The sequence below is a fragment of the Mangrovimonas sp. CR14 genome (genome assembly GCF_011764015.1).
Lineage (GTDB): Bacteria > Bacteroidota > Bacteroidia > Flavobacteriales > Flavobacteriaceae > Mangrovimonas > Mangrovimonas futianensis.
In genome coordinates this window covers 467,743-489,012 of record NZ_JAAFZY010000001.1, presented here as the reverse complement: position 1 = coordinate 489,012, position 21,270 = coordinate 467,743, and the positions used below count along the sequence as shown (strand labels likewise).

The following is a 21,270-nucleotide window of genomic DNA, read 5'->3' as shown; positions in this document are numbered from 1 at the left end:
TCGTTACCTCGATCATAAGATTATCATCAAATATCCGTTATTTTTGCCATATGGAAGAAAGTCAAAGACAAAAAAAAATAGCCTCAGTACTACAAAAAGATTTGGTTGAAGTACTACAAGGGTCGGCTACACAAGGTGGCATGAAGGGAATTATTATATCTGTAACTCAAGTGAAAGTAACTGTAGATTTATCGATTGCAAAAGTCTATTTAAGCATTTTCCCTAATGACAAGGGTAAAGAACTTTTGGAAGGCATTAAATCCAATTCCCACTTAATCAAGCATGAATTAGCACAAAGAACTAAAAATCAATTAAGAAGAATGCCTCAGCTTGAGTTCTTCATTGATGATTCTTTGGAATACATTGACAAAATAGAGAGCTCCTTAAAAGGAGAAGAAAACCCCATAAAGGATCCCAATCTATTAGACAAACGAAAAAAATCCTAATTGAATTTTTCCCTATACATTGCCAAACGGTACCTAATTTCTAAAAGCTCCAATAATGCGATTAACTTTATCACTATTATTGCTGCCATTGGCGTTATTTTAGGGTCAGCAGCTTTGTTTATAGTATTGTCTGGATTTTCAGGACTCAAAGATTTTACATTGGAATTCACCTCCATCATTGATCCTGACCTAAAAGCTGAAGCAACTTCAGGAAAGTCCTTTACGCTTTCACAGAAAGAAATGACCCAATTGGAAAACGCTAAAAGCATTGCCCAATTTTCGAAAGTCATAGAGGAGCGTGTTTTTGTAACTTTCGATGGAAAAAGCTACCCCAATGCCTTTATTAAGGGTGTCGATGGGAATTATGACCAGGTAAACAAAGTAGATTCTGTGATATTTTATGGTAGTTGGCTTGCCCAGAAATCCAACCAAATTGTTTCGGGATTAGGCATTTCAAGTTCCTTGTCCTTTGGAATTGTTGATTATGGCAAACAAGTCAATTTATATGTCCCAAAGCCAGGAAAAGGACAAATCACCTCTCTAAAACAAGCCTATAACAGTTTTGATGCTGTAAATGTGGGTATTTTTGACGTTAGTGAAGAGCTTAACAATAAATATATTTTTGCCCCCATAGATATGGCTCAAGCTCTTTTGGGATATGAAGATCTTCAAATTTCGGCTATAGAATTTAAACTAAAACCCAACACCTCTGAAGATGATGCTAGGAATGAACTAAAGGAAATTTTGGGTAATAAAGTAGTCGTAAAAAATAAAGCTCAATTAAATGATGCCCTATATAAAATGTTGAACACCGAAAATCTTGTAGTTTACCTTATTTTCACCTTGGTGCTTATCATTGCCCTTTTCAATGTTATTGGATCTATTACTATGATGATTCTTGACAAAAAGAAAAATTTAAAAACACTTTTCAACTTGGGAGCACAGGTAAAAGATATTCGGAGAGTGTTTTTCTTTCAAGGCAGCCTAATGTCTATTGTGGGAGGAGTTATCGGCTTGATACTGGGCGTCATTTTGGTAATCCTGCAAAAAGCCTTTTCTCTGGTCATGTTAACCAATAACCTAGCCTACCCTGTAACACTAAAAAGTATAAATGTACTGGTGGTTCTAATTACCATTTCCATTTTAGGCATTATAGCCTCCAAAATAGCCTCAGGAAGAATTTCAAAATCACTTATTGAAGCTGCTTCTTAAGTAGCAAAATCAAAATACTTAAATTTTTCAAGCACCTCATCTAATGTCTCAAAGACATCTTTAGATTCATCACTAGTAACCATCCGAGTTCGATAGTCTTTAAAGTTGGGAATCCCCTTAAAATAATTGGTATAATGTCTTCGGGTTTCAAAAACACCTAGCTTTTCACCTTTCCAATCGATAGCCATCTGTAAATGCCTTTTGGCGGCATGAACCCGATCTTCCAAAGAAATCGCAGGCAAATATTCACCTGTATTGAAATAGTGCTTGACTTGTTTAAAAAACCAAGGATTCCCTATAGTGGCGCGACCTATCATGGCACCATCCAAACCACAAGAATCTCGCATCTCCACGGCTCTTTCAGGAGTATCCACATCACCATTACCAAAAACCGGAATATGCATTCTAGGATTATTCTTTACCGCAGCAATGGGTTTCCAATCTGCATTTCCTTTATACATTTGAGCTCTCGTCCTACCATGAATAGCGATGGCTTGAATACCCACATCCTGTAGTCGTTCAGCAACCTCAACTATTTTAATGGAATCGTGATCCCAACCCAATCTCGTTTTTACAGTTATAGGAAGATTGGTGCGTTTAACCATCTCAGCAGTTAAAGATTCCATAAGACAAACATCTTTTAATATGCCTGCCCCAGCTCCTTTACTAACCACCTTTTTAACAGGACAACCAAAATTGATGTCAATAAAATCCGGCTTCGATTTTTCAACTATGTCTACGGTTTGCAACATGCTATCCAAGTTGGCTCCAAATATTTGAATACCCACGGGACGCTCTTTTTCATAAATATCTAATTTCATGACACTTTTCGCAGCATCCCGAATCAAGCCCTCACTTGAAATAAACTCAGTGTACACCACATCGGCACCTTGCTCCTTACACAATGCGCGGAATGGTGGATCACTCACATCCTCCATTGGTGCCAACAATAAAGGGAAGGCTCCTAAATCTATGTCTCCAATCTTTGCCATTAAAATATCAATTCCTTTTCTAGTTCCGTGCCATTTCTTGTCACAACTACCTTAGTGGTATCTCCTTGCTTGAAGGCGGCCAATGCCCTCATATAACTCATCATATCAACAATAGTGCTATCACCCATTTTAATGACGATATCACCCTTTTCTAAACCGGCCCTTTTAGCAGGTTTTCCTTCACTGACGCCATCTATTCGCATGCCTTTACCATCAAACAAGTAATCTGGAATGACACCCATTCCTACTTTAAATCTTGGTGTTTCCTCACTCTCATTTTTGGTTTTTCTAAATGCCATTTTTCCTTGACTGTCCAATTCAGAAATTACATCAAAAATATAGTTGGAAACCAAATTCATTCCGTCATAATTCAATTTATCAAAATCATCACTCGGTTTGTGATAATCTTCATGTTGCCCGGTAAAAAAATGTAAAACTGGAATATCTTGAAGATAAAAAGAAGTATGGTCTGAAGGTCCAATCCCAGATTCGTTTTCTATGATTTTAAAGCTCTTATTGGTAGCCGAAAGAACCTGCTTAAATCTTGGCGAGGTCCCTACGCCATAAACTGCCAAAGTACTATCTTGCTTTAATCTTCCTACCATATCCATATTGATCATGTAATTGACATGTTCTAAATCTATGGTAGAATTTTTAGCAAAATAATTAGACCCTAACAAACCCATTTCTTCTCCAGAAAAAGCCATGAATAAATAGTTGTTTGAGGTGTTGGCCTTTTGCAGTTTTCCTGCTAAATCCAACATCACTGCTACTCCGCTAGCATTATCATCGGCCCCATTGTGAATTTGCTTCTCCTCACCACGATATAAAGAGCCTTCACTACCAAACCCTAAATGATCATAGTGGGCTCCAATAATAACTGTTTGTTCTGCTTGATTATCTATATATCCAAGAACATTTGTCCCAGTAATAGTCCCATCAGCCTCCATCGTTACAAATTTAACTTCCTCATGTGGATTAGTCTTTGGTTTGAAATTAAAGGGTTGAAAATAGTTTTCAGTTCCTTTGGGCGTCAATCCCATTTCTTTAAACCTCTTTACAATATAATTGGCCGCTTCCTGCTCACCTTGTGTTCCTGTTTCACGTCCTTCCAATTTGTCGTCAGAAAGAAAAACCACATCTTCCTTAATCTCATTTGTATAGGTGTATTCCTTTTTGCAACCCCATAGCGTTACAAAAAGAACCAGTAGCGTTATATGTTTCATGCTAAATTTATATTTTTGCGCAAAAATAGGTAATAATCACCACATTTGTAAGCCTAACTATATGAAATCAAAGCTAACCCTTCTATCGATACTTTTTACAGTTGTTCTTTCATGTAAATCAGACAAAAAACAATCTGAGGATGTTAAAAGTGGAGCAACCAAATGGGTTGGCACTCTTATTTACCCGGAAGAAACTCATTTTAAATCACTAAAACAAATCACTTTTGGAGGTGATAACGCAGAGGCCTATTGGAGTTTTGATGATAAACAACTCATTTTTCAATCCAACAACAAAAACTGGGGCGTCAATTGTGATCAAATGTTTTTAATGAATGCAGGAGATACTTTTAAGGATAGTATTCCACCTATGATTAGTACAGGAAAAGGGAGAACCACTTGTGCCTATTTTCTCCCAGACAATCAACATATTGTATATGCCTCCACCCATCTTGGCGGCGAAGAATGCCCCGAAACTCCATTACGCTTGAACGGTAGATATGTGTGGCCAATTTATGATACTTATGACATTTTTGTAGCAGACCTAGAAGGCAACATCGTAAACCAATTGACTAATGAAAAAGGGTATGATGCAGAAGCTACGGTTTCGCCTAAGGGTGATAAAATTGTGTTCACCTCTACCAGAAGTGGAGATTTGGAACTCTACACTATGAATATCGATGGCTCTGAAGTTACCCAAATAACGGATCAATTGGGTTATGATGGAGGCGCCTTTTTCTCTCCAGACGGAACCAAGATCATTTTCCGTTCATCACGACCAAAAACAGAAGAAGAGATTCAAGAATATAAGAGCCTGCTTGCTGAAGGTCTTGTGCAGCCAACAGAAATGGAACTGTATATTTGCAATGCTGATGGAAGCGAACTAAGACAATTGACCAATTTAGGAAATGCCAACTGGAGTCCGTTTTTTCATCCATCGGGAAAGAAAATTTTGTTTTCTTCCAATTTTGAAGCAGAAAAAGGATTCCCCTTCAATTTATATATGATTGATCTAGACGGCAAAAATTTAGAGCGTGTGACACATAGCACCACCTTTGATGCCTTCCCTGTTTTTTCAAATGATGGTAAAAAGTTGATCTTTTCATCCAACCGTAACAACGGTGGTGGTCATGATACCAATTTATTTATAGCTGACTGGGTGGATTAATCACGTTCGTTAATACGCTCGGTTTCCTTGACTTCAGATTGCCTTTGATTGGTTTCCAATTTGGTATTTCCAAATTTATAACGCAACCCTAATTTTACCCAACGGTTATCCAAATTGGTATTGTAATAACTATATTGGTTAGCATATCTCGTAGAAGTTTCAAAATCTGACATATTAAAGAGATCACTGGCTGTTAATGTAACCACTAACTTTTTATTCAAGAAAGTTTTTGAGATGGTCAAGTCAGACATCAACCTACTTTCTGAAAGCATTAAACCTTGTAAGTTTTTAGAACCATAGGTAAGAGCTAAGTCAGCTTTTAAACTCCTGTCGCTCAAAAAAGACCAACTATTGCTTAAAATACTATAGTTAGACCACTGGTTTAATGTTTGAAAGCCCATGGAAAAGCTTACATTATCCTCAATTCTGTAGAAGGATGTGACCGCATAAATAAACCAATTATCAGTTACATTAAAATAGGAGATTAGATCCAAGCCATACTCTGTGGTATTATCAAAATTTACAGGCGTATAGGTGATTGTATTGTTGATATTGTCTTGAATGGGTATTTCATAAAAGTTCCCATCCATATTCTTGTAATAAGCCTCAACCATAAAAAAGGAGGTTAAGGTAGTTCCCAAAACCATATGATCTGTAAAAATAGGCTGCAGCGATGGATTCCCAACTACCAATATATAATCATTTAAAAACAAGGTAAAAGGATTTAAATCCTTAAAGTCAGGACGTTGTATGCTTCTTTTATAATTAGCATATAAATTAAAATTTCCTTCCGATTGATATTTTAAACTTAAGGATGGAAACCACTCCAGGTAATCTTGGGTATTGGTTTGATTTGTCGTTACAGATAAACCTTCGATATTGGTTTGCTCCATGCGCAAACCTGCATTAATGCTGAACTTTTCCCATTCCTTGTTGAAATTGGAATATGCAGCATAAACAAGTTCGTCATAATCAAAGGCATTGGAGTAATTTTCATTAAAAATGGGCTCTTCATTTGTAAAATCAAAATCAAACCTGGTTATGTCACTCTCTGTTTTCACCTTAGAGAATTTAACCCCAATTTCAAATTCGGCAGTGGCACCCAAAGGTTTTTTATAATCCAGTTGGGAAGTGATAATATTGGTCTGTTGATTGGATTCCGTTTCAAAGGCCGTGGGAGCAACAAAGTTATTATCTGAATCAAAATAGAAGTTATCTGTATCTTGATTCCTTTGGAAGTCATAGAAGGTAACATGGCTATTGAAAGCTAATTTACCGCCATTCTCTTTAAACGAATGCACAAAACCCAAATCTACACCTACATTATATTTGTCATCATTGGTTTGGTTTTCTGTTAAAAAACTAGATTGAAAAATTTCATTAGCATCAAACACCTGTGTATTATTTGTGATTTTGGTGTTTATTGAAGGCGTCATCAATAAATTGGATGATAAACTCAAGGTGTTGTAATCATCGATATAATAATCAAAATTAAAACTGGCATTGTGCGCTTTGGTTAAACCATTACGATCAACATCAGATTTCCAAGCTTCATAAACCTCATTGTTGTCATTTAAATAATTAACGCCATCGTCATTTCGTCTATTTATTTTGTCATGGTTATAACTGTAATTAGCAAAAAAATTGACCTTAGCTGTTTTAAAATAGGCATTAGCTCCACCTTGGTATCTGGGATAAACACCTTGCGTATAATTTCCGTAAACAGAACCATTAAAACCAGTAGCCAAATTTTTGGTCATAATGATATTTAAAACCACACCACTTGAAGCATCGTAACTGGCCGGCGGGTTGGTAATAACCTCAATAGATTTTATAGCGTCTGCAGGGGTTCCTTCAAGAAGCTGCATCAACTCATCCGAAGTTAATTCTACTTTTCTGTTGTTGATATAAACTGTGGGCTGAGAACTTTTAACTTGAATGGTGCCATCCATAACTAAAACGCCAGGAGTACTTTTCACAGCCTGCATCATATTTCCTTCTGAAATAGCTGTATTTTCAATATTGAAAACCAACCTGTCCGCTTCTTTTTTTATAGTGGGTTTATTGACAATGATACTGACTTCATTTAAAGCTTCGGCACTTTCTTCCAAAGTAATAATGCCTAAATCCATATCTTGTACCACTTGGATTTCTTTGGTGTAATCTTTATAACCCACAAAGGATATCTCCAGCAAATAATTGCCCGCAGGGACATTACCTAAGGTAAAGCCTCCAAAGTCATCCGTTGAAGTGCCCGAAACAATCTTTGGTTGATCAACCGTATACAAGATGACATTGGCGTATGAAAACGGTTCAAAGTTTGCATCGTTAACGACTCCTGAAATTGTTAATTCTTGAGAAAAATGTTGCAGGGGCGACAGAATTGCTATTAAAAAAAAGGCGAAAACGTTAATTTTCATATAATCGATTAGACCTGCAATATATAAATTCTTTTAAAAAATTGTTTACGGATTTTCCGTAATTGAAACTCAAAACATAAGAAAACAACTATATTTGCAAAATATTTAAGCCTAAGGTTATACATGAAGAACATAAGAAACTTTTGTATTATCGCACATATTGATCATGGGAAAAGTACCCTGGCCGACCGATTATTGGATTTTACCGGGTCTGTGACAGAAAGAGAAAAGCAAGATCAATTGTTGGATAGTATGGATTTGGAACGCGAAAGAGGAATAACCATTAAGTCCCATGCCATCCAAATGGACTACGTCCACGAAGGGGAGCATTATGTTCTCAATTTAATTGACACTCCGGGTCACGTTGATTTCAGTTATGAAGTCTCCCGTTCCATTGCCGCCTGTGAAGGCGCTCTATTGGTGGTAGATGCGGCACAAAGTATCCAAGCACAAACTATTTCTAATTTGTATTTGGCTTTAGAAAATGACTTGGAAATCATTCCTGTCCTAAATAAAGTGGACTTACCAAGCGCCAATCCTGAAGAAGTTACTGATGATATCGTTGATTTATTGGGCTGTGATCCTAGCGAAGTAATTCCTGCCAGTGCCAAAACAGGTATTGGGATTCAGGAAATTTTAACAGCTATCATTGATAGGATTCCAGCACCTAAAGGAAATCCAGATGAACCTTTACAAGCTTTAATTTTTGATTCGGTTTATAATCCTTTTAGAGGAGTTGAAACCTATTTTAGAGTCATTAATGGTTCTATTAAAAAGAATCAACAGATTAAATTTATTGCAACCGGCAAATCGTATTATGCGGATGAAGTAGGGACTTTAAAGCTTACCCAACATCCAAAAAATGAGATTAAAGCTGGTGATGTGGGATATTTAATCACTGGAATAAAAGAGGCAAAGGAAGTCAAGGTAGGTGATACCATTACAGATTCAAAAGAGCCAACTAAAAATGCTATTAGTGGTTTTGAGGATGTCAAGCCGATGGTTTTCGCTGGAATCTATCCTGTAGATACCGAAGATTATGAAGACTTAAGAGCATCCATGGAAAAACTCCAGCTGAATGATGCTTCTTTGGTATTTCAACCAGAAAGTTCAGCTGCCTTAGGATTTGGTTTCCGTTGTGGATTCTTAGGAATGCTTCACTTGGAAATCATCCAAGAACGTTTAGAACGTGAATTTGACATGACTGTGATCACTACGGTACCAAACGTTAGTTATCATGCGTTTACAAATAAAAACCCAGACGATGTCATCATCGTTAACAACCCAACCGATTTACCTGAACCATCTACTTTAAATCGTGTTGAAGAACCTTTTATCAAAGCAACCATCATCACTAAAGCTGATTTTGTTGGCCCTGTAATGAGTTTGTGTATTGAAAAACGTGGACAGATTAAAAATCAAACTTATTTAACACCAGAGCGTGTCGAGCTTTCTTTCGATATGCCTTTGGCAGAGATTGTATTTGATTTTTATGATCGCTTAAAAACGGTTTCCAAAGGTTACGCCTCTTTTGATTATGCTCCTATAGGTATGAGAGCTTCAAAATTGGTGCGTGTAGATATTTTATTGAATGCGCAACAGGTAGATGCCCTTTCAGCTTTAATTCACGCAGACAATGCTTATAACATTGGTAAAAGAATGTGTGAAAAGCTTAAGGAATTGATCCCACGCCAACAGTTTGACATTCCTATTCAAGCAGCAATCGGCGCTAAGATTATTTCTAGGGAAACCATTAAGGCCTTAAGAAAAGATGTTACCGCCAAGTGTTACGGAGGGGATATTTCTAGAAAGCGTAAACTATTGGAAAAACAGAAAAAAGGTAAAAAACGTATGCGTCAAGTTGGGAATGTAGAAATACCTCAACAAGCCTTCATGGCCGTTTTAAAACTTAACGACTAGACTTTTTCAACATCAAATGGTTTTCCCAAATATACCAATTGGGAGCCACTTTCTATCGCTTCTATTTCATTACTATGGGATGGTATGATTTCATATTCCCCATTAGGATCTTTGATAAAAAGTGGGATAATATTTTTGTTGGAAATTGAAATATCTATTAACCGTTTAAAATGCTCAAAATTTTCTAAATCAATTTCATTGACAGAAGGATAATTACTGGTCACATTACTTAAGCTTACATAATCATCGGTATGAGAAAATAAGCCCTCTCTTGGGTTGTTTTTATCATCAGCCATTTCCTTTTGTGAAATCAATCTAAAGGAACCGTTTTCACCAAATTGTGCCCCGTACTTATTAATTGCATATTTGTTGATTTCTGAGTTGGCTGTCAATGCCATTAAATATCCTACATCATTCAACTCGATGTTATCAGAAAGTGTATCCGAATAAATATTGGTATGAATGGCTTCCAACCCAAGTTCCTTTGCCTTCGCAATGTTGTTCATATTACTATCAATTAACACCACATGACGACCATTGTTAACCAAGTAATGACCTATTAATCTAGCCACCCTAGAAGCTCCCACAATCAATATTCCTTCAGACTTTTTCAAAAATACACCCACCCATTTTGCAAAATAACGAGCGGTTGTTGCGTTGAGTAAAACCGTGCCCAATACAATGGTAAACACAAGCGGGGTGATGTATTCGGCTCCTGCTACCCCTTGTTTTAATAATTTACTTCCAAATAAAGAGGCAATACCAGCGGCAACAATACCTCGTGGTCCAACCCAACTTATAAAAACCTTTTCTTTGGTCTTAAGGGGCGAGCCAAATGTACTTGCAAAAACAGATAAAGGCCTAATAATCAAAACGACAATCAAGAATAAAAAGACTGTATTCCAATTATAAATCAGGTACAAATCTTCCATGTTAATATTCGCCGCCAGTAGAATAAAAAGAATGGAAATCAGCAAGACACTTAAGGATTCCTTAAAGTACAATAACTCTTTAATATTTTCCAATTTGCTGTTCCCTAAAACTAGTCCCATAACCACTACCGCCAATAAACCTGATTCGTGAGCGAAAATTTCAGATTCCACATAAACCAATAGCACTACGGAAAGGGAAACTACATTTAATAAGTAATGAGGAATCAACTTCTTATTAATGGCAAATGCCAATGCATGAGCAAAGGTGAAACCGAACGTGACTCCAAATAAAATGATTTTGAAAAACTCAATTAAGGCCGTTTTAGTAAATCCAGAATCTCCTTCAACACTTATAAACTCAAATACCAAAACCGCAGCCAAAGCCCCCAGTGGATCAATAAGAATCCCTTCCCATTTTAGGACCGTAGAGACATCCTTTTTTAGAGGAATATTTCGTAAAATTGGCGTAATCACAGTAGGACCCGTTACTATAATCAAAGCAGCAAACAAAAAAGCCAAACGCCAGTCCAATCCAAAAAGATAATGAGCCGTTATACCTGAACCGATAAAGGTTATGAATGCTCCAACAGTAATCAGTTTTGTGATGACTGGGCCAACATTTCTAATCTCACTTCGCTTTAAGGTGAGACCACCTTCAAAAAGAATAATACTAATAGCAAGAGAAAGAAAGTAATAAAGTCCTTCTCCCGGGAAAAGTCCATTTTTTCCATTCCAAACAGGTTCTATCCATTTACGGCCATCAGAAGTTATGAACTCAGATGCGATAGGACCCACAAACAATCCTATTAAAATCAAAGGAAGGATTGCTGGAATTTTAAATCTCCAAGCAACCCATTGTGCCAGTATACCCAAAATAATGATTCCTGCTAATTCTAACATACTTTAATTTTGATATTGTAATTATACCACAAAAATGGATATCTCGGAAGGAAAACTAGGGTAAATCCTCTAAAAATAGTATCTTTCTAACGCAACATTAACAACCTTACAACCTTGAATTACTTTAATACCATAGGTATTGGTATTGCATTTTCACCCACCCTGAAAGCTAACCTTTATGAGGCTAGCCGATTAGCTTTGTTCTTTAAATCAAAATTGGTGCTTATTCATGTAGGTATCCATTCACACCGAAAGGAAAAGGATATTCAAAAAATACTGTCTCCTTTCATTGAAAAGAATCTGGACTTTGAAATCGTTTTTAAAGTAGGTGATCCCGCCGAAGTGATTCTAAACGTTATTCAAGAAAAACGCTTAGACCTAATTATTCTAGGAGCTTTAAAGCGAGAAAACATTTTGAAATATTATGTGGGATCCATCGCAAGAAAAATTACAAGAAATGCCAGTTGTTCGGTATTATTGTTAATCAAACCTTCTGTTGAACGCGTACCATGTCAACATGTAGTCATCAATGGCCTTAAAGATGAAAAAGCTACGAAAACCATCTCTTATGGATTTTTTGTTAGCTCTAAATTAGGAGCTTCAAAGGTTACCGTTGTTGAGGAAATTACGCAACAGGAAGTTGCCGTCAATGTTAATGACGATCGCTCCCTTCGAAGAGCCAATATTGTCAAGGAACGTATCAGTATCCGTGAAAAATCTAGAGTCATAAAAATACTAGAGGAAACTCCTGAAGAATTCAAAAAGAACATAAAAATTAAAACTCAACCCATTTTTGGAAGGCGAGGTTTTTCTATTGGGCATTATGCAGAAGTCGTTAGAGCCGATCTATTGGTTACCAACGCCCCAGACAAACTTACATTTTTGGATCGTTTATTCCCGCATGATATTGAGCATATCCTAACTGAGCTACCAACAGATGTTTTGATAATAAGATGACACCCAGAAAAGTACTTATAAAGGAATTCATCGGTGACCTACCCAAAAATATTTTCTCTGGGTTTGTGGTAAGTCTTATTGCGTTGCCTCTTGGTCTGGGATTGGCAATGGCTAGTGAAGCCCCTCCAATAGCAGGGGTTATAACAGCTATAGTAGGTGGTTTACTAGTTTCATTTTTTGGGGGAAGTCACATTACGATTACTGGTCCTGGGAATGGGTTGGTAGGCGTCCTTTTGGTTGCCATAACTACCCTAGGTATTGAAGGTGCTTATGCGGCAATCATTTTTTCAGGGGTGTTTTTGATGATCTTAGGTTTTTTAAGGTTAGGAAAATTAGCTAATTTTTTCCCTTCGTCCGCCATACAAGGCATGTTGGCGGCCATTGGTCTTATCATTTTAGGCAAACAATTTCATATCATGTTAGCCCACAAAATTAAGCGTGAAGACACCATGGATTATTTGATTGAGATTCCATTTACTATCAATGACGCCATTCATTATGACAGTAAAGGTCTCATTTTTGCGGCCATTGTTGGAACAGTTAGTTTGTTTATCATGTTCTTTTATCCTAAGATTAGAAACAAATACTTTCAATTGGTACCCGCTCCCATGTGGATTGTATTACTATCCATAGGATTGAGTTATTATTTTGAACTAGTTCTTCATGAAAATAATCCTATTGATAAAAACTATATGATTTCGGGAATCCCACATATCGATGAGATTATCACTAAGATTCCAAAAATAGATTTTTCACAATGGGCTACCCTCAACTTTTGGGATAGTGTGGTATCATTAACTTTAATTGCCAGCATCGAATCTTTATTGAGCATTAAGGCTGTGGATAAATTAGATCCTAAGAAAAGAAGATCCAATGTCAACAAAGACTTAAAAGCATTGGGATTGGCTACCGTAGGGAGTGGTTTTTTGGGAGGCTTGAATGTAGTGACAGTTATTGCTCGAAGTTCAGTAAATGTAAATAACGGAGGTTCAAATAGATCTTCCAACTTCTTCCATGCCTTGTTTATGCTATTGTTTATTGTTCTTTTTAGTTCTGAAATGGCACGAATTCCACTACCAGCCTTAATGGCTATTTTGGTTTTTACAGGCTATAAGTTGGCCTCTCCAGACACTATTAAAAAAGTATTTTCAATAGGTAAAGAACAGTTCATCATTTTTTTTGTGACTTTGATTATCACCTTGAAGGTTGGTCTTATATCTGGAATTTTAAGTGGTGTCGCCATGACCCTGATCATTCATATTGTAATTAATAAAAACCTCAGTCTATTTACAAGAAACCTAATTAAACCAAATGTTTTAATGTACAAAGAGGAATCAGGAAATGGCAGTTTTTTTGTTAGTGTAAAACACTTCTGTAGCTTTTTAAATTATTACAAGCTTAAAGACAAATTAGATGCCATTCCAGAGGACCGTGATGTGGTGTTGGATTTTTCTATGTGTGAATTTGTAGATCATACTGTAATGGACAACATCAGTAGTTATCAAGAGCTTTTCGCAAAAAAAGGAGGTAATTTTGAAATTATTGGTCTGGATATGCATGATGCCGAATCCAAGCATCCTTTTGCATTAAGACGTCTATTGACCGATTCCGGACTCATTGGTAGCAATCTTACCAAAAGACAAAAAGACCTTATTCAAACCTCTGATCGATTTGGTTTGGAATACCATGCTGAAAAAAACAGAGAAATTTCCTTTTTATATGACTTTCACTATTTCAATACCAAACAAGTTAATTATATCTACAATAGACTATCCAACGATAATAATTCCCTGAATTTATTTGATGTAGAATATTTTGAAGGCGAACTAATTGCCAAGGAAGTGATTAGAAGCACCATGCTGCATATTAGCCTAAATGATGAAATACCTTCATTTACACTTGACAAGGAAGGATTCTTGGAGCGGGTTTATTCCTTAGCGGGTCTCAAGGATATTGACCTCAAAGATTATCCAGATTTTTCAAAGAGGTTTTATTTAAAAGGCGATGATGAAGAAGGAATTACGAACTTCTTTGGTAGGGACCTTATTCAGTTCTTTGAAAGCAATAATTATTATCATGTGCAGGCCGACGGAGCTCACCTTTTAATCTTCAATAAGGAACGACTAGCGACAATTAAGGAAATGAAAATCCTTTTGGATTTTGGAAAACGACTCAAAGAAGTCATTGAAACCAAAACTCATACTACTTCGCAAACGGAAAGAAATACGGAATTATAAAGGAGGCTGCTAACCAAATAATGATGTTTAAAGGCGTTCCAACCTTTAAAAAATCTGAGAACTTATAATTTCCCGGAGCATACACCATGGTATTGGTAGGATAACTCATAGGCGTCATAAATGTCAAAGAACAGGCAAACATAACTGCAACCAAAAAGGGGCGTTCACTAACACCCATTAAGGCAGCCAAACTTATCACAACAGGAGTCATTAAAGCAGCAGTGGCCTTACTGGAAATTAAATTGGTTGATAAAAAAGTGACCAAATACAAAACGCTCAATGTGACATGGGCATTATATTGTCCCAAACTGGCTTGAATGCCATCAGCAATCAATTGGGCACCACCTGTTTTCTCCAAAGCTGTTCCCATAGAAAGCACACCTGCTACCATAAATATGACCTTCCACTCCACTGCTTGATAGGCCTCTTTAGGTTTTAAAATACCCAGAAGAATCATCAATAAGGCACCAACCATTCCACTTATTAAAATGGTCGTTATATTCAATGCGGCTGTCAAGACGACCAAAACACCAATAATAATCGCTGGAATGGCCTTCTTTAAGTCTACTAGTTTTTTTTCATGTTCTGTAAGTCTAACAATTCTGTTCTTAACCTCTAGTTGTTTAATATCCTCTTCCTTTCCTATAATCAAAAGCATATCCCCCTCTTTAAGATTAACTAAAGATAGTTTATCATACATTACCTCTCCCCTTTGCCTAATAGCAATTACCGAGCAATTAAAACGTCTTCTAAAATGAAGTTCTTTTAGGGAATTGCCCATTAAGTCAGAACCAAAAGGTATAATTACCTCATAAATATGATAGCCTTGAGAATCTTCATTTCCACTGGTAACCAATTGAGCGCCACTTATCTTGATACCATCAACATCCAATAATCGGTTTAAGGTTTTTGGAATCGCAATAACTTTTAGTGTATCACCTTTAAATATTTTGGTCTCTGACGAAAACTCATGAATTAAAATGCCGCCTCTCAAAATAGATAGAATATTGATATTGTATTCTTTAACCAAGTCTGAATTAGCAATGGACTTCCCAACATCTTTACATTCGTCGCTTATAATCAATTCCGTGATATAATTTTCGGCATTGATGGTAAAATCTTCTTCCACTTCTCTTTTCTTCGGAAGTAAAAGTGGACTGAAAACAAACAAATAAGTAAAGCCAATGGCCATTAAGCACAATGCTGCCAGACTGAACTCAAACATTCCAAAAGCTTCTACTCCATATTTTTTTGAATAACTGCTCACCAAAATATTAGTAGATGTGCCTATCAGTGTACAAGTGCCTCCAAACAAAGCTGCAAAGGAAATAGGCATAAGCAATCGGCTAGGTTTGATATTTGCTTCTTTACAAACAGTAAGGGCAATGGGCAATAACAGAGCAACTACCGCCGTATCATTTATAAAAGCAGAAAACACACCTGATATCAAACAGAAAATGATAAGCGCCATGACATAATTTACCTTGGCAATTCGGATAATACTGTAACTTAAATTATCTAAGATTCCTGATTTAAAGATTCCGGCACTTAACACAAAAATACATCCCAAAGTTAAAGTTGCAGGATGATTAAATCCAGAAAAACCCTCTTCAGGGGTCAAAACACCCGCTACAATAAACATCGCCATAATAAGGATTGACGTGGTGTCTATGGTAAAGTAATCCCGAACAAACAAAAAAACGCCAACAATAATAATTGCAAACGTTATGATCAGATCTATGTTCATAGGTAATAAGAATTAAACCTCAATTAGGAATCATGTTGTTGTTGTTTGCTTTGAGATAAGTAATACAACCGCTTCAAACTTTTTTTAAGGAGTATAAACCGATAAATTCCAATCACAAAAAATATAAAACTAAACCCTAGGGAAATGAATGCCACATATTTAAAATCGGCATAATTTTTAAGTTGAAAGAATGCCATAGCAGCAAGTAAAAGATAAAGTGAGGACCTTATGTAGGAAAGCAAGGTACGTTCGTTTGCCAATCTAGTGCGCTCAATGGCCAAATAATCTCTCAGGATAATCTGCTCATCCGGTTTAAAATCCCTTCCAAACCTAAGCAGTTTCATCTCTTTTATCTTCAACGGGTTTTTAACTGATGGTTTCATAAGAATCCTTTTCTATAAAAATAAATGTTTTTTTCTTCCCTTAAAAACCATCACCCTGTAATGACTGTTTTGTAATGTTAAAATAGGGCTAATATCTTATTGTTCAAACTAAAAAATAGGGGATGTTTTAGTAATTTGCAGATGAATTAATTTACACCATTATGAATTTATACCCAATTAACGCCGGGAACTTCAAATTAGACGGCGGTGCCATGTTTGGGGTTGTTCCAAAATCCATTTGGAGCAGAACCAATCCTTCAGATAGCAATAATATGATTGATATAGCAGCGCGATGCCTTCTCATTGAAGATGGAAACCGCTTGATTTTGATTGATACCGGAATGGGAGACAAACAATCAGACAAATTTTTTGGTTACTACTACCTATGGGGAGACGATTCTATTGATAAGGCTCTTAAAGAACATGGATTTCACCGAGATGATATTACCGATGTTTTTATGACACACCTACATTTTGACCATTGTGGTGGGAGTATTCAATGGAATAAAGACCGAACAGGTTACGAACCAGCCTTTAAGAATGCTACTTTTTGGAGCAACCAAGATCATTGGAAATGGGCCACAGAACCTAATAGAAGAGAAAAAGCTTCTTTCTTGACTGAAAATATTCTTCCTATGCAGGAAAGCGGACATTTGAAACATGTCTCACTTCCTGAGCAGGATATCCTAAAATCATCCGAATTGGGATTTGACATTTTCTTTGCAAATGGTCATACAGACAAGCAAATGATTCCTATGATTCACTATCAAGACAAAACCATTTGTTTTATGGCCGATTTGTTACCTACAGTAGGTCATCTACCTCTTCCTTTTGTCATGGGGTATGATACTAGGCCGCTCTTGACTTTAGACGAGAAAGAAAAGTTTCTCAATTTGGCAGCAAGTAACAATTATTACTTATTTTTGGAGCACGATGCACACAATGAAATCATTACAGTTCAAAACACGGATAAAGGTGTAAGAGTCAATGAAGTATTTAGTTGTGATGACATATTTAACTAATTAAAAAATTATTCAAAAAAATGAGAGTATTAAAACCTGTATTGTTTTCAGCAGTTGCTGCCGCAATTCTTTCTAGTTGCGGTTCTGGTATTGATATTGTTTCTACACCAATTGAAAACGTTGACACAACCCCTCTAAAAGTCTCAGAACTTACCGAAAGTGAAAAACACAATTGGGGCCATTTGGATTTGGTGAAAGACACCATTCCTGGTATGAGTGTGGATAAAGCATATTCAGAAATTATTAAGGATAATAAAGGACAAACCGTAATTGTTGCTGTTATAGACAGTGGTATTGATATCAACCACGAAGATTTGGATGGTGTGGTTTGGACCAATGAAAAAGAAATTCCTGGAAACGGTATCGATGATGATAAAAACGGGTATGTTGATGATGTACACGGTTGGAATTTCCTAGGTGATGGGTACGATGAGCAATTAGAGTATGTAAGAATCTTGGCTAAAGGAGATACGTCTCACCCAGATTTTGAAAGAGCCAAAGAAGAATATGAAAAAGAATATCAAAAAACTGTTGCTCAAAAAACGCAATACGAACAAATATTCAAACAAGTAGAAGCAGCAGACAAAGCCATTGCAGCTCATTTGGGTAAAAAAGATTACACACCAGAAGATGTAAATGGCATTACTTCTACAGATGAAGAATTAAACCGCTATGTAAGCATGATGAAATACATGTACAGCAATGGTTTGGATTCTGCTGAAGCAGCTTTAGAAGAATTACAAGGAGGTTTGGATTACTTCTCTGATAAATTGGATTACAACCTTAACAAGGATTTCAATGGTAGAAAAACAGGAGATAACGTGGATGACCTGACTGATGTAGGGTATGGAAACGGAAATGTAACTCCTAGTGAAGAAGGTGAAAGCCACGGAACTCACGTAGCTGGTATCATTGCTGCAGAACGTAACAATGGTTTAGGAGCTAACGGTGTTGCAAACAATGTGAAAATTATGAGTATCAGAGCGGTTCCTAACGGAGATGAGTATGACAAGGATATCGCTTTGGCTATCAGATATGCAGTTGATAATGGTGCTAAAGTAATCAACGGAAGTTTTGGAAAATATTATGCGACTCACAGTGATTGGGTGAGAGATGCTATTGCATATGCAGGAGAACACGATGTGGTTTTTGTAAATGCTGCAGGTAATGAAGGTATTGACTTAGATAAAAAAGCATGTTATCCAAACGATCAAGTAGATAACGGTCCAGAAGTTTCCAACACTTTCATTACAGTTGGTGCTTTGGCTCCTAAATATGGATCTAATATGGTTGCTAGTTTCTCAAACTATGGAAAAATCAATGTAGATGTTTTTGCTCCTGGAGCAAGTGTGTATTCAACAGTACCATTTAAAGATCAATACGATACAAAAGGAGGAACTTCAATGGCTGCTCCAGCTGTAGCAGGAGTTGTTGCTTTGGTTCGTTCTTATTTCCCTAATTTGACCGCAGCACAAGTTAAAGATGTCATCTTGAGCTCTGGTTTACCTATCAACACTAAAGTTGTAGTAGGAGGTGATGCAAATGATGTTAGACCTTTTGGAGATCTATCAAAAAGCGAAAAAATGGCTAATGCCTACAACGCTTTAATCGTAGCTTCTAAGATAAAATAATCTTATTTTAACTTATACTAAAAGCCCATCCGTTTGGATGGGCTTTTTTTATCTTGAATCAAAAATAGCATTCATATTCCTTCATACTTTATCTCGTGGATGTCTCTAATAAAATCTGAGAGACCTTGAATTTTAAATAAATTAACTTTTTATAGAAGTGGCATTTTACAAAAAACCTATAAATTGCTTCCCGATTATTTTTAACATTTGATATTTTTTATGAAACAGACACTTTTTCTCATCTTGCTTAGTTTTTCTCTAAGTTCATTTGCAAAAATAGACCCACCTGTCGAACAGCCTAAGACTGGGTATTGGCAACAACACGTGGATTACAAAATGAATATCGATATGCATGTGGACAACTATCAATACGATGGTACACAAACCTTGGTGTACACCAATAATTCTCCAGATGTGTTGAATAAAGTATTCTATCATCTTTATTTTAATGCCTTCCAACCCGGAAGTGAAATGGATGTACGTTCACGCACTATTGCTGATCCAGATTCTAGAGTTGGAGATCGTATTAGCAAATTAAAGGAAGACGAAATCGGTTTTATAAAAGTATCTTCTTTAAAACAAAATGGCACAGACCTTACCTACAATGTAGTTGGAACTGTTTTGGAGGTTGATTTAGCAAAGCCTATCCAACCTGGGGAAAAAGTAACCTTTGATATGGTTTTCAATGCACAAGTTCCTGTACAAATTCGTCGTTCTGGAAGAAACAACAAAGATGGCGTTGCTCTTTCCATGACCCAATGGTATCCTAAAATGGCAGAATATGATGATGAAGGATGGCACGCAGACCCTTACATTGGACGTGAATTTTACGGTGTTTGGGGTGACTTTGATATATCCTTGACGATTGACAAAGATTATGTTGTTGGCGGAACAGGATATCTTCAGAATCCAGAAGAAGTTGGTCATGGTTACCAATCTGGAAAAGCTAAAAAAGTAAAAGGGAAAACCTTGACTTGGCATTTTGTAGCGCCAAATGTACATGACTTTACTTGGGCGGCAGACCCTGAATATGTTCATGATAAACTTCAAGTAGAAAATGGCCCTATGCTCCATTTCTTCTACAAAGGAGCAGATTCCATTCAAGAAAACTGGAAAAAACTTCAGCCCAAAGCAGCTGATCTTATCACTTTTTATAGCAATCATGTGGGGAAATACCCATACAAACAATACTCTGTGATTCAAGGTGGTGATGGTGGTATGGAGTATGCTATGTGTACTTTAATTACTGGAGGCAGTAAATTAGGTGGTCTTATTGGTACCACTGCTCACGAAATGGCTCATACTTGGTTTCAGTTTTTGTTGGCTACCAATGAAGTACGTCACGAATGGATGGATGAAGGTTTTACCAGCTATATCAGTGATGTCGCTATGAATGAAGTGATGGATGAAGGCAAGGAAAATCCTTTTTCCAATGCCTATAAATACTACGCTTATCTGGCGACCTCTGGAAGAGAGCAACCTCTTACCACCCATGCAGACCGATATGCATTCAACCAAATTTATAGTTTGGCTGCTTATGTTAAAGGGGAGGTCTTTTTAGCGCAATTGGGTTATGTTATGGGTGAAGAAAACCTCAACAAAACCATTAAACAGTATTTTGATGATTGGTCATTCAAGCATCCAAAACCTATGGATTTTATCCGAGTAGCTGAGAAAGTATCAGGTTTGGAACTGGATTGGTATTTGGTAGATTTTGGACAAACAACCAACACCATTGATTATGGAGTAAAAGAAATTGCTAGCAAAGAAGTTACTTTGGAGCGTATTGGGTTAATGCCTATGCCTATGGATCTTACAGTAACTTACACCGATGGTTCAACCGAAGATATATACATTCCTTTACGCATTATGCGCGGTGAAAAACCAACAGACGCAACTATTTTGTCAGATTGGGCTTGGGCCTACCCTACATATACCTTTACTGCTAAAAAAGAGGTTCAGTCAGTTGCCATAGACCCTAAAGGAAGGATGGCAGATGTGAATCAAAGTAACAACTCCAAGGAAAAAGAATAATTTACAGAGTAATCCTTATCTTTAAGCGGATATTATGATAATCATA

General features: G+C 36.7%; 15 protein-coding genes. 9 read left to right on the top strand and 6 right to left on the bottom strand.

Features of this window, described 5'->3' with window-relative positions; translation table 11 throughout:
* The first annotated feature begins 50 nt into the window (after positions 1–50).
* Together rbfA and GZ212_RS02160 are read left to right on the top strand one after the other, a co-directional pair.
* Entirely contained in the window at positions 51–446 is a 396-nt protein-coding gene (gene rbfA / locus GZ212_RS02165) for a 30S ribosome-binding factor RbfA (protein ID WP_166956881.1), read from the top strand.
* Complete coding sequence (locus GZ212_RS02160) at positions 447–1,658, top strand: ABC transporter permease (RefSeq protein WP_166956880.1); 1,212 nt, start codon at positions 447–449, stop codon at positions 1,656–1,658.
* Here the strand turns inward: GZ212_RS02160 and dusB are convergent.
* Both dusB and GZ212_RS02150 read right to left on the bottom strand, forming a co-directional pair.
* Positions 1,655–2,650: a tRNA dihydrouridine synthase DusB gene (gene dusB / locus GZ212_RS02155; protein ID WP_166956879.1), complete on the bottom strand. Its 996-nt coding sequence runs from the start codon at positions 2,648–2,650 to the stop codon at positions 1,655–1,657. The genes GZ212_RS02160 and dusB overlap by 4 nt on opposite strands.
* Positions 2,650–3,876 (bottom strand): M20/M25/M40 family metallo-hydrolase, encoded by a 1,227-nt coding sequence (locus tag GZ212_RS02150; RefSeq protein WP_166956878.1) that lies wholly within the window; start codon positions 3,874–3,876, stop codon positions 2,650–2,652. The genes dusB and GZ212_RS02150 overlap by 1 nt, the downstream gene beginning before the upstream one ends.
* Positions 3,877–3,937: 61 nt before the next feature.
* On the opposite strand from GZ212_RS02150, the gene GZ212_RS02145 reads away from it, so the two are divergent.
* Positions 3,938–5,041, top strand: a complete 1,104-nt coding sequence (locus tag GZ212_RS02145; RefSeq protein ID WP_166956877.1) for a PD40 domain-containing protein — start codon at positions 3,938–3,940, stop codon at positions 5,039–5,041.
* On the opposite strand, the gene GZ212_RS02140 is transcribed toward GZ212_RS02145, so the two are convergent.
* A complete protein-coding gene (locus tag GZ212_RS02140; protein ID WP_166956876.1) occupies positions 5,038–7,461 on the bottom strand; it encodes a TonB-dependent receptor domain-containing protein in 2,424 nt (807 codons plus the stop codon). The genes GZ212_RS02145 and GZ212_RS02140 overlap by 4 nt on opposite strands.
* Before the next feature lie 123 nt (positions 7,462–7,584).
* Here GZ212_RS02140 and lepA point away from each other — a divergent pair, with 123 nt between their 5' ends.
* Positions 7,585–9,381: a translation elongation factor 4 gene (gene lepA / locus GZ212_RS02135; protein WP_053970821.1), complete on the top strand. Its 1,797-nt coding sequence runs from the start codon at positions 7,585–7,587 to the stop codon at positions 9,379–9,381.
* On the opposite strand, the gene GZ212_RS02130 is transcribed toward lepA, so the two are convergent.
* Entirely contained in the window at positions 9,378–11,213 is a 1,836-nt protein-coding gene (locus GZ212_RS02130; RefSeq protein WP_053970820.1) for a sodium:proton antiporter, read from the bottom strand. The two genes, lepA and GZ212_RS02130, sit on opposite strands and share 4 nt — an antisense overlap.
* A gap of 114 nt (positions 11,214–11,327) precedes the next feature.
* On the opposite strand from GZ212_RS02130, the gene GZ212_RS02125 reads away from it, so the two are divergent.
* Both GZ212_RS02125 and GZ212_RS02120 read left to right on the top strand, forming a co-directional pair.
* Complete coding sequence (locus GZ212_RS02125; RefSeq protein WP_166956875.1) at positions 11,328–12,170, top strand: universal stress protein; 843 nt, start codon at positions 11,328–11,330, stop codon at positions 12,168–12,170.
* Positions 12,167–14,407 (top strand): SulP family inorganic anion transporter, encoded by a 2,241-nt coding sequence (locus GZ212_RS02120; protein WP_166956873.1) that lies wholly within the window; start codon positions 12,167–12,169, stop codon positions 14,405–14,407. The genes GZ212_RS02125 and GZ212_RS02120 overlap by 4 nt, the downstream gene beginning before the upstream one ends.
* On the opposite strand, the gene GZ212_RS02115 is transcribed toward GZ212_RS02120, so the two are convergent.
* Positions 14,373–16,154 carry an SLC13 family permease gene (locus tag GZ212_RS02115; protein ID WP_166956871.1) on the bottom strand — a complete coding sequence of 594 codons (1,782 nt, stop codon included), beginning with the start codon at positions 16,152–16,154 and terminating at the stop codon, positions 14,373–14,375. The genes GZ212_RS02120 and GZ212_RS02115 overlap by 35 nt on opposite strands.
* A 23-nt stretch (positions 16,155–16,177) precedes the next feature.
* Positions 16,178–16,537, bottom strand: coding sequence for a DUF202 domain-containing protein (locus GZ212_RS02110; RefSeq protein WP_240923709.1), 360 nt, complete (start codon positions 16,535–16,537; stop codon positions 16,178–16,180).
* A gap of 161 nt (positions 16,538–16,698) precedes the next feature.
* Between GZ212_RS02110 and GZ212_RS02105 the strand changes: the two genes are divergently transcribed.
* The 3 genes from GZ212_RS02105 to GZ212_RS02095 all read left to right on the top strand — a co-directional run bounded on the left by GZ212_RS02105 (position 16,699) and on the right by GZ212_RS02095 (position 21,224).
* The gene (locus GZ212_RS02105) at positions 16,699–17,559 is read left to right on the top strand and encodes an MBL fold metallo-hydrolase (protein ID WP_166956869.1); all 861 of its coding nucleotides are present in this window, start codon (positions 16,699–16,701) and stop codon (positions 17,557–17,559) included.
* Positions 17,560–17,579: 20 nt separating this feature from the next.
* Complete coding sequence (locus GZ212_RS02100) at positions 17,580–19,190, top strand: S8 family peptidase (RefSeq protein ID WP_166956867.1); 1,611 nt, start codon at positions 17,580–17,582, stop codon at positions 19,188–19,190.
* A gap of 219 nt (positions 19,191–19,409) precedes the next feature.
* The gene (locus tag GZ212_RS02095) at positions 19,410–21,224 is read left to right on the top strand and encodes a M1 family metallopeptidase (protein ID WP_166956865.1); all 1,815 of its coding nucleotides are present in this window, start codon (positions 19,410–19,412) and stop codon (positions 21,222–21,224) included.
* The last annotated feature ends 46 nt before the right edge of the window (positions 21,225–21,270 follow it).

Coding starts and splice junctions, on each gene's coding strand:
- dusB (WP_166956879.1), bottom strand. CDS start 2,650: ATGGCAAAGATTGGAGACATAGATTTAGGAGCCTTCCCTTTATTGTTG.
- GZ212_RS02120 (WP_166956873.1), top strand. CDS start 12,167: ATGACACCCAGAAAAGTACTTATAAAGGAATTCATCGGTGACCTACCC.
- GZ212_RS02150 (WP_166956878.1), bottom strand. CDS start 3,876: ATGAAACATATAACGCTACTGGTTCTTTTTGTAACGCTATGGGGTTGC.
- GZ212_RS02145 (WP_166956877.1), top strand. CDS start 3,938: ATGAAATCAAAGCTAACCCTTCTATCGATACTTTTTACAGTTGTTCTT.
- GZ212_RS02115 (WP_166956871.1), bottom strand. CDS start 16,154: ATGAACATAGATCTGATCATAACGTTTGCAATTATTATTGTTGGCGTT.
- GZ212_RS02105 (WP_166956869.1), top strand. CDS start 16,699: ATGAATTTATACCCAATTAACGCCGGGAACTTCAAATTAGACGGCGGT.
- GZ212_RS02130 (WP_053970820.1), bottom strand. CDS start 11,213: ATGTTAGAATTAGCAGGAATCATTATTTTGGGTATACTGGCACAATGG.
- GZ212_RS02100 (WP_166956867.1), top strand. CDS start 17,580: ATGAGAGTATTAAAACCTGTATTGTTTTCAGCAGTTGCTGCCGCAATT.
- lepA (WP_053970821.1), top strand. CDS start 7,585: ATGAAGAACATAAGAAACTTTTGTATTATCGCACATATTGATCATGGG.
- GZ212_RS02110 (WP_240923709.1), bottom strand. CDS start 16,537: ATGAAACCATCAGTTAAAAACCCGTTGAAGATAAAAGAGATGAAACTG.
- rbfA (WP_166956881.1), top strand. CDS start 51: ATGGAAGAAAGTCAAAGACAAAAAAAAATAGCCTCAGTACTACAAAAA.
- GZ212_RS02140 (WP_166956876.1), bottom strand. CDS start 7,461: ATGAAAATTAACGTTTTCGCCTTTTTTTTAATAGCAATTCTGTCGCCC.
- GZ212_RS02095 (WP_166956865.1), top strand. CDS start 19,410: ATGAAACAGACACTTTTTCTCATCTTGCTTAGTTTTTCTCTAAGTTCA.